The sequence below is a fragment of the Microbacterium sp. gxy059 genome (assembly GCF_050958665.1).
Classification (GTDB): domain Bacteria; phylum Actinomycetota; class Actinomycetes; order Actinomycetales; family Microbacteriaceae; genus Microbacterium.
Genome location: NZ_JAMXWT010000020.1, coordinates 57,208 through 64,930, shown reverse-complemented (window position 1 = coordinate 64,930; position 7,723 = coordinate 57,208). Strand labels below are relative to the sequence as shown.

Genomic DNA, 7,723 nt, shown 5'->3' with positions numbered 1-7,723 from the left:
TGCTGGAGGGCTGAGCGGATGACCGTCTCCGCCCTTCCGACGGCCGACGCGGGGGGGGGGGGGGGGGGGGGGGGCCCCCCCCCCCCCCCCCCCCCCCTTTCGCGGGTGTCAGCGCGGGGTCACGCGCCGAGCTTCGCCCGGACGCCCGCGACGATCTTCTCGTCGACCTGGCCCCAGTACCAGAAGAAGCGCTCCTGGATCACGTCGATCGTGAGCCCCCGGTACTGGCCGGCGAGGGTCTCGTGGAACCGGTCGCGAGCCGCGTCGTCGAACACGTCGTTGTACAGGGTGCGCGCCTGGCCGAAGTCGTCGTCCTCGCTGTGCAGCGTGTAGGCGCTGCGCACGAGCTCGCCGTCCGACTCCCAGGTCGCCTCGACGCCGCGCTCGGGGTCGCCGACCGGGGTGCCGAACGAGTTCGGCGAGTACACGGGGGTGTCCGCCGGGTTGAACTCGTACTGCATCGGGCCCTCGTGCATGTGGGTGAACACCGGCGCCGCGTGCGGCTGGTTCACCGGCAGCTGGTTGTAGTTCGCGCCGACGCGGTGGCGCTGCGCGTCGGGGTAGGCGAACACGCGGGCCATGAGCATCTTGTCGGGCGAGATGCCGGTGCCAGGCACCTGGTTGCCGGGCGAGAACGCCGCCTGCTCGATCTCCGCGAAGAAGTTCTGCGGGTTGCGGTTCAGCGTGAACTCGCCGACCTTGATGCGGGGGTAGTCCTCGAAGGGCCACACCTTCGTCATGTCGAAGGGGTTGAAGCGGTACGTCTTCGCGTCGTCGTACGGCATGACCTGCACGTAGACGTCCCAGCCGGGGAAGTCGCCGCCGCGGATGGCCTCGAACAGGTCGCGGCGGTAGTAGTCGGCGTCCTCGCCCGCGATGCGCTCGGCGTCGGCGGCCGACATGTGCTCGACGCCCTGCTTCGAGACGAAGTGGTACTGGATCCAGAACCGCTCGCCCGCCTCGTTGATCCACTGGTAGGTGTGCGAGCCGTAGCCGTTGAGGTGGCGCCAGGACTTCGACAGGCCGCGGTCGCCCATGAGGTAGGTGACCTGGTGCGCGCTCTCGGGCGACAGGGTCCAGAAGTCCCACTGCATGTCGCCGTTGCGCAGGCCGGAGGCGCCGAGGCGCTTCTGCGAGTGGATGAAGTCGGGGAACTTCATCGCGTCGCGCAGGAAGAACACCGGGGTGTTGTTGCCGACGACGTCGAGGTTGCCCTCCTCCGTGTAGAAGCGCAGCGAGAAGCCGCGCACGTCGCGCCACGTGTCGGGCGATCCCTGCTCGCCGGCGACCGACGAGAAGCGCAGCAGGACCTCGGCCTCGGCGCCCGGCTGGAACACCTTCGCGCGGGTGTAGGCCGAGACGTCCTCCGTCGCGCGGAAGGTGCCGAACGCGCCGCCGCCCTTGGCGTGCGGGTTGCGCTCCGGCACGCGCTCGCGGTTGAACGAGGCGAGCTTCTCGACGAGGTAGCGGTCGTGCAGAGCGGTCACGCCGTCGGGGCCGGTCGTGAGCGAGTGCTCGTTGCTCGCGACGGGGGTGCCCGTCTGGGTCGTGAGGATCGGGGTGTCAGACAATGTCTGTCCTTTCGCAACGGGAGCAGATGGCTCGGAAGGTCACGCTCGCCGCGATGACGCGCATGCCGTGGGTATGAGAGGGCTCGAGGCAGGGGGCCTCGCCGATGACGCACTCGACGTCCTCCACCCGTCCGCAGACGATGCACTGCACGTGGTGGTGGTTGTCGTCGCGCCGCATCTCGTAGAGCGCGCTCGGAGCGCCGGGCAGGCTCACGCGCTGCGCGATGCCGGCCTCCGTGAGGTCTCCGACGACGCCGTGCACGGTCTGCAGGGCGATGCCGGGGATGCGCTCGATGACCATGCGGTGCAGCTCGTCGACGGCGGCGTGCGGACGCGCCGCCAGCGCCTGCAGCACGGCGATGCGCTGCGCGGTGACGCGCAGCCCGGCTCCGCGCAGGACGGAGGCGATGTCGTCGTCGGAGGTGAGCGTGGTCATCGCCACCAGCGTAGCTTGTTCTGAATGATTCGCGAAAAGCGGCGGCACGGTCGGCGCGTCGTCAGAGGCGGCCGGCCTTCTTCAGCGCCAGATAGCGGTCGGCGATGCGCGGCGGGAGGCCCTCCGGGGTGTCGGAGAGGGCCTCGGCCCCGGTCCTCGTCATCGCGCGGGCGACCTCGTCGGCCTCGCGGAGCGTCGTCTCGGCCGCCGCGGCGCGATACAGCTCGGACACGGATCCGCCGGCGCGAGCAGCCTCGGACAGGCCGGCGTCGCTCACGGTGCCGACGAGCACGGTCGTGCCGGCGTCGGGCAGGGCCTGGAGCGACGACAGGAACCCCCGGGAGGAGGCGAGGGACTCCTGCGCCGTCAGGACGACGACGAGGCTCGGCCTCCGCGCGAGCCTCCGGGCCTGGGCGAAGGCGGCGTCCCAGTCGGTGTCGATGAGCTGCGGCTCCACGGGGGCGAGGGCGTCGACGAGCGCCGGCAGCAGGGCAGGGCCGTCGACGCCGGTCACGCGCGCCCGCACGATCCGGTCGAATCCCAGCAGGTGCACGTGGTCGCCCGCCCGGGTCGCGAGAGCCGCGAGCAGGAGGGCCGCCTCGAAGGTCGCGTCGAGGCGGGTCTCGTCGCCCACCCGCGCGGCGGAGGTGCGCCCCGTGTCGAGGATGATCGTGACGTGCCTGTCGCGCTCGGGACGCCAGGTGCGCAGCATCGTCGTCCCCGCGCGCGCCGTCGCGCGCCAGTCGATCGAGCGCACGTCGTCGCCGCGCACGTACTCCCGCAGCGAGTCGAACTCGGTGCCCTGGCCGCGCACCTGGAGGCTCGTCGCCCCGTCGAGCTCGCGGAGGCGCTGCACGCGGCTCGCGAGATGACGCCGCGCGCGGAACGGCGGCAGCACCCGGATCCGCTCGGGCGCCTCGATGCTCGCCTGCCGTCCGGCGAACCCGAGGGGGCCCAGCGCGCGGATCGCGATGAACCCGCTGCGCAGCTCGCCCCTCCGGCGGGGGGAGAGGGGCGTCTCGACGAGCCGGGATTCGCGGGCCGGGATCGTCAGCCGGACGCGCTCGCCGGGCGCGCCCGCCGTGGGCTGCCACCCGTCGCGCACGCGGAGGCGAACGGTGCGATCGGTCGGGTTGACGATGCGGGTCCGCGCGACGGCGCGATCGCCGAGCTTCACCCGGTCGGGCGCGTCCCGCGCGATCCGCAGCGCGTCCGGCCGAGGGGCGGAGACGACGTCGACGGCGACGAGGACGGCCACGAGGAGCAGCCAGCCCCCGGCGGCCGCCCACGCGCTGATCCCCGCCGTGTCGAGCAGCACGACGGGCACGACGCCGATCGCGAGGAGCAGGGGGACCCGACCCGAGAGGAACATCGGCGTCCGTCAGCGCGGGACGGCGGTCTGCCGCACGACCGAGGTGAGCACGGAGTCGACCGACACGCCCTCGATCTCGGCGTCCGGGCGCAGCTGGATGCGGTGGCGCCAGACGGGCGTCAGCATCGCCTGCACGTGGTCGGGGGTGACGGCGGGGTACCCGCTCAGCCAGGCCCAGGCCTTCGCCGCGGCGAGCAGCGCGGTCGCGGCGCGCGGGCTCGCCCCCACCTGCACGGAGGCGGCCTGACGCGTCGCGCGCGCCAGGTCGACGATGTAGGCGAGCACGTCGTCGGTCGCGTCGACCCCGTCCACGGATCGCTGCGCCTCGAGGATCTCGTCGGGAGTCACGGCGGCCGCCACCTCCGAGAGCTCCCGCGGCGAGAAGCCCGCGGCGTGGCGGCGCAGCACGTCGACCTCCGCGTCGCGGCCGGGGACGTCGACGCGCAGCTTGAGGAGGAAGCGGTCGAGCTGGGCCTCGGGGAGCGTGTACGTGCCCTCCTGCTCGATCGGGTTCTGCGTCGCGGCGACGAGGAAGGGCTCGGGCAGCGCGCGCGAGACGCCGTCGGCGGAGACCTGCCGCTCCTCCATGGCCTCGAGCAGGGCCGACTGCGTCTTGGGCGGCGTGCGGTTGATCTCGTCCGCGAGGAGGACGTGCGTGAAGACGGGGCCCTCTCGGAACTCGAACTCCCCGGACCGGGCGTCGTACACGAGCGACCCCGACACGTCGCCCGGCATGAGGTCGGGGGTGAACTGCACGCGCTTCGTGTCGAGGCCGAGGGCGCGGCTGAACGCGCGCACCATGAGGGTCTTGGCGACGCCGGGGACGCCCTCGATCAGCACGTGGCCGCGGGCGAGGAGCGCGATCAGCAGCCCGCTGACGGCGCCGTCCTGCCCGACGACGGCTTTGCCGACCTCGGTCCGCACCCGGCCCACCGCCTGGCGGAGGCGCTCGGCCTCGGGGTCGAGGCCCGCCTGCCGGGGCGCGGCGGCGGGGCCGGGCTGCGGAGCCCCCTGCTGCGGGACCTCCTGCTGCGGGGCGGGATCGGGCTGCGCGGCCGGCGGCTGCGGCGCGGCCGGGGAGGAGGCCGCCGCAGGCGCGTCTCCCTGCTGCCAGGGCAGGGGAGGACGGGGAGGGGTGGGAGGCAGGTGGTCGGTCATCGCTGCGGATCCTTCCGGTGGCGGACGTCGTCGATGGCGTCTTCGAGGGCGCGGAGGTCGTCGCCGATCCGCGCGAGGTCGGCGTCGGACGGGGGGACCTCGGAGAACAGGTCGTGGAGGGCGCGCGGATCCCGGCCCGTGGCGGCGGCCGCGGCGGAGGCGACCTCCGCGGCGCCGGCCCGTGCGGGAAGCCCCAGCCGGACGGCGATGCGGCGCAGGGCGCCGCGCCGGAGCGCGTCCGCGGCGTGCGCGGGATCGCCGGCCTCGCGGTACAGCCGGGCGCGCCCCTCGAGGGTCTCGCTCGCGCGGACCGTGACCGGGAGCGTCTCGGCGACGAGCGGCCCGAAGCGGCGTCCGCGCCAGACGATCGCCGCGATCCCCGCCGAGAGCAGGAGCACGATGGCCGGCGTCACCCATCCGGGCACCAGGTCGGCGAGGGTCGGCGGCACGGTGTCTGACGTGGCGTCCCCTGCAGACGGCGTGTACCAGACGACGCGGTCCGCCGCCCCGAGCAGGCCCAGCGCGAGCGCCGCGTTGTCGTCCTCGGCGATCACGTCGTTCGCGAGGACCTCGCGTCCGTCGAGGAGGATGACGGATCCTCCTCCAGTCGCGGGGGCCGACACGAGGCCGAAGCCGTCGCCGACGGGGTAGCAGCCGATCGCGTCGGACCCGTCGGGCAGCGCCCACCCGCGGCCGGGGCGCACGGAGGGGGCGTTCTCCGCGGCGGGGAGGTCGCAGCCAGGGGCGACCGGCTCGGTGGCGTACCCGCCGTTCTCGATGCCGGGCACGAGCTGCTCGGCGATGACCAGGTCGGCCGTCAGCAGCACGGTCTGATCGGACGCCTGGACGAGCTCGTCCAGGGGATCTCCCGAGAGGAGCCACGGGTCGGTGACGACGAGCGTCCCGCCGCCCGAGAGCTCCTCGCGCGCCGCGTCGATATCGTGGGCCTCGACGACCTCGACCCCCTGCTCGCGGAGCACGTGGACGACGGCGCGCGCGCCGTCGTAGCGCGGGCTCTCGGCTCCGAGGGGGTCGGGCTGGCTCCACTCCCAGGCGACGAGCGACAGCACGCCGCCTCCGAGGACGAGCGCGAGGGCCAGCCCGATCCACGGCAGGGCGCGGCGGGTCCGCGAGCGGGAGGGCGCGGGCGCCTCATCGGGCGGCGCCGTCGTCGCGAGGAGGCTCATGCGAACGCCGCCTCGGGGGCGAGAGCGGGGCGGGCGGAGCGCACGGCGTCGTCGACGGCGGCGACCTCGGCGTAGACGTCGGCGGTCGCGGCGCGCCGGAGGTACCGGACGTCGTCGAACGCGGAGCTGCCGGCGTTCAGGCCAGGCGCGGAGTCGGGGAAGAACGGCGCGGCGGCCCGCGCGAGGGCGCGCGCCGTGGTGCCTGGCGGCGCGCGCAGGACGCCGCGCTCGTCGAGGCCGCGGGCCAGCGCGCGGAAGCGGAGGACCACCGCGGCGTCCCAGTCGGCCTCTCCCGCGGCCCGCTCGGCATCCGCCCGCAGCTCGTCCGCCGACCTCGCGTCGTCATCGAAGATCTCGCTCGACGCGCCCGCGCGCCGATGCTCGAGGCGCGGACGCCCCCAGATGACGAATGCGGTCACGATGAGAGCCGCCGCGAGGAGGACGAGGATCACGGTCCAGACGCCGCTCCAGGCCGCGCCGTCGACGCGGGGGTTGAAGATGGCCTCGAAGAACTCGGCGATCGCGCGGGCGACGCGGTCGAAGACCGTGGCCTCGGCCTCGCGATAGACCGGATCGGAGAGCTCTCTCTCGAGCCACTCCCGCGCCTCGTCGGGATCGGGCGGAGGAACGGCGGGGATCATACGGGCGGCGCCGGCGGACCGGAGGGCGCCTGCGGCGCGGGCGGCTGGCCGTACCCGGGTGCGGCCGGCGGCTGAGCATATCCCGGAGCGGCGGGCGGCGGAGCGGCGTATCCAGGCTGCGCGGGCGGCTGGCCGTAACCGGGTGCGGCGGGCGGCTGGCCGTATCCGGGGGACGCCGGCGGCTGGCCGTAGCCGGGTGCGGGCGCGTATCCGGGGTGCGGCGGGTAGCCCGGGTAGGGCTGCGGGCCGCCGCCGATCGGCGCCGGCACGTACGGCGAGGGCGCGGCGTCCTCGGCGTAGGAGTACGGATCCTCCGCGGGCTCACGACCCGTCGCGCGGGCCTCGACCCACCGCTGCATGCGCAGGTCGATGCCCTCCTCGCGCATCCGGGCGTCGATGCAGGCGAGCGCTCCGCCCGCGGCCACCACGACGACGAACACCGCCTGCACGAGGAAGGTGAGCGCGTACATCGCCAGCACCCCGATGCCGAAGCCGACGAGCATCCCGATGGCGTCGTCGGGCGACGAGCCGAAGGGGGCGAGCACCGTGCCGAGCAGCGGCGCGAGGAATTGGAGGGGCATGCTGACGATCGACGCGGCGACCGTCGCGCAGAGGTTGAGCAGGACCCAGACGCCGAACGTCGACCAGAAGCGCCCGCGCGTGAGCCGCCACGAGCGCCGGATCGCGCGGATCGGGCCGCCTCCCTCCAGCACCATGACGGAGGTCGCGAGGAACAGCTTCGTGCTGATCCAGGCGCTGAGCACGAGGAATCCGAGGAGCGAGAGGAGGCCGACCGCCACGACCGAGAGCCCCGTCGGGTCGACGAAGGCGAGCAGCACCGTCGGCACGAAGAGGGCGACGGCGACGACCGTCATCCCGACGCCGATCAGCAGCGCGTACCCGACGAGGGGCCAGAACGCGGGGCGCACCCGGCGCCACAGCGTCGCCAGGGGAGCCTTCTCGCCGAGCGAGGCGTGGGCGACCTCGGCGACCGCGACGGCCTGCGCGAGGATCGTGACCGCCGTCATGAGCAGGCCGAGCAGAAGGGCCGTGCCGGTCGTGAGGAAGACGGATCCGATGAGGATCGTGTCGAAGTCGGGCGAGCTCTCCGGGATCGTGTCGAGGCGCGAGAACGACCAGAACGCCACGGCGCCCGTGAGGGCGAGCAGCAGGGCGGACGCGAGGAACTGCGCGCCCACCGCGAACAGCAGCAGCGGCTTGGGATTGCCGCGGAGGACCGAGAAGGCCTTGCCGAAGATGGTGCCGAACCCCAGCGGGTGGAGCGGAATCAGACCCTGTCGGGGCGCAGGCGCCCACCCGGGTGTCGTCGAAGTCGTCACGTCGTGTCCTCCCGCCCC

Annotated in this window: 7 protein-coding genes; all 7 read right to left on the bottom strand. The window is 74.1% G+C overall.

The genetic code is table 11. The annotated features are described in order from the left end of the window. Nucleotides 1-119 precede the first annotated feature (119 nt). A complete protein-coding gene (locus NHL53_RS11715) occupies nucleotides 120-1,571 on the bottom strand; it encodes a catalase (RefSeq protein WP_433777047.1) in 1,452 nt (483 codons plus the stop codon). Next, nucleotides 1,564-2,007 (bottom strand): Fur family transcriptional regulator, encoded by a 444-nt coding sequence (locus NHL53_RS11710; protein WP_433777046.1) that lies wholly within the window; start codon nucleotides 2,005-2,007, stop codon nucleotides 1,564-1,566. Before NHL53_RS11710 ends, NHL53_RS11715 begins: the two co-directional genes overlap by 8 nt. Before the next feature lie 61 nt (nucleotides 2,008-2,068). Then, nucleotides 2,069-3,379, bottom strand: coding sequence for a DUF58 domain-containing protein (locus tag NHL53_RS11705; protein WP_433777045.1), 1,311 nt, complete (start codon nucleotides 3,377-3,379; stop codon nucleotides 2,069-2,071). Nucleotides 3,380-3,388: 9 nt separating this feature from the next. Further along, entirely contained in the window at nucleotides 3,389-4,537 is a 1,149-nt protein-coding gene (locus tag NHL53_RS11700) for an AAA family ATPase (protein WP_433777044.1), read from the bottom strand. Continuing rightward, nucleotides 4,534-5,724: a DUF4350 domain-containing protein gene (locus NHL53_RS11695; protein WP_433777043.1), complete on the bottom strand. Its 1,191-nt coding sequence runs from the start codon at nucleotides 5,722-5,724 to the stop codon at nucleotides 4,534-4,536. Before NHL53_RS11695 ends, NHL53_RS11700 begins: the two co-directional genes overlap by 4 nt. Further along, nucleotides 5,721-6,365, bottom strand: coding sequence for a DUF4129 domain-containing protein (locus NHL53_RS11690; RefSeq protein WP_433777042.1), 645 nt, complete (start codon nucleotides 6,363-6,365; stop codon nucleotides 5,721-5,723). The genes NHL53_RS11695 and NHL53_RS11690 overlap by 4 nt, the downstream gene beginning before the upstream one ends. Beyond that, nucleotides 6,362-7,705: a glycerophosphoryl diester phosphodiesterase membrane domain-containing protein gene (locus NHL53_RS11685; RefSeq protein WP_433777041.1), complete on the bottom strand. Its 1,344-nt coding sequence runs from the start codon at nucleotides 7,703-7,705 to the stop codon at nucleotides 6,362-6,364. The genes NHL53_RS11690 and NHL53_RS11685 overlap by 4 nt, the downstream gene beginning before the upstream one ends. Between the last annotated feature and the right edge of the window lie 18 nt (nucleotides 7,706-7,723).

Coding starts and splice junctions, on each gene's coding strand:
- NHL53_RS11700 (WP_433777044.1), bottom strand. CDS start 4,537: ATGACCGACCACCTGCCTCCCACCCCTCCCCGTCCTCCCCTGCCCTGG.
- NHL53_RS11690 (WP_433777042.1), bottom strand. CDS start 6,365: ATGATCCCCGCCGTTCCTCCGCCCGATCCCGACGAGGCGCGGGAGTGG.
- NHL53_RS11710 (WP_433777046.1), bottom strand. CDS start 2,007: ATGACCACGCTCACCTCCGACGACGACATCGCCTCCGTCCTGCGCGGA.
- NHL53_RS11695 (WP_433777043.1), bottom strand. CDS start 5,724: ATGAGCCTCCTCGCGACGACGGCGCCGCCCGATGAGGCGCCCGCGCCC.
- NHL53_RS11705 (WP_433777045.1), bottom strand. CDS start 3,379: ATGTTCCTCTCGGGTCGGGTCCCCCTGCTCCTCGCGATCGGCGTCGTG.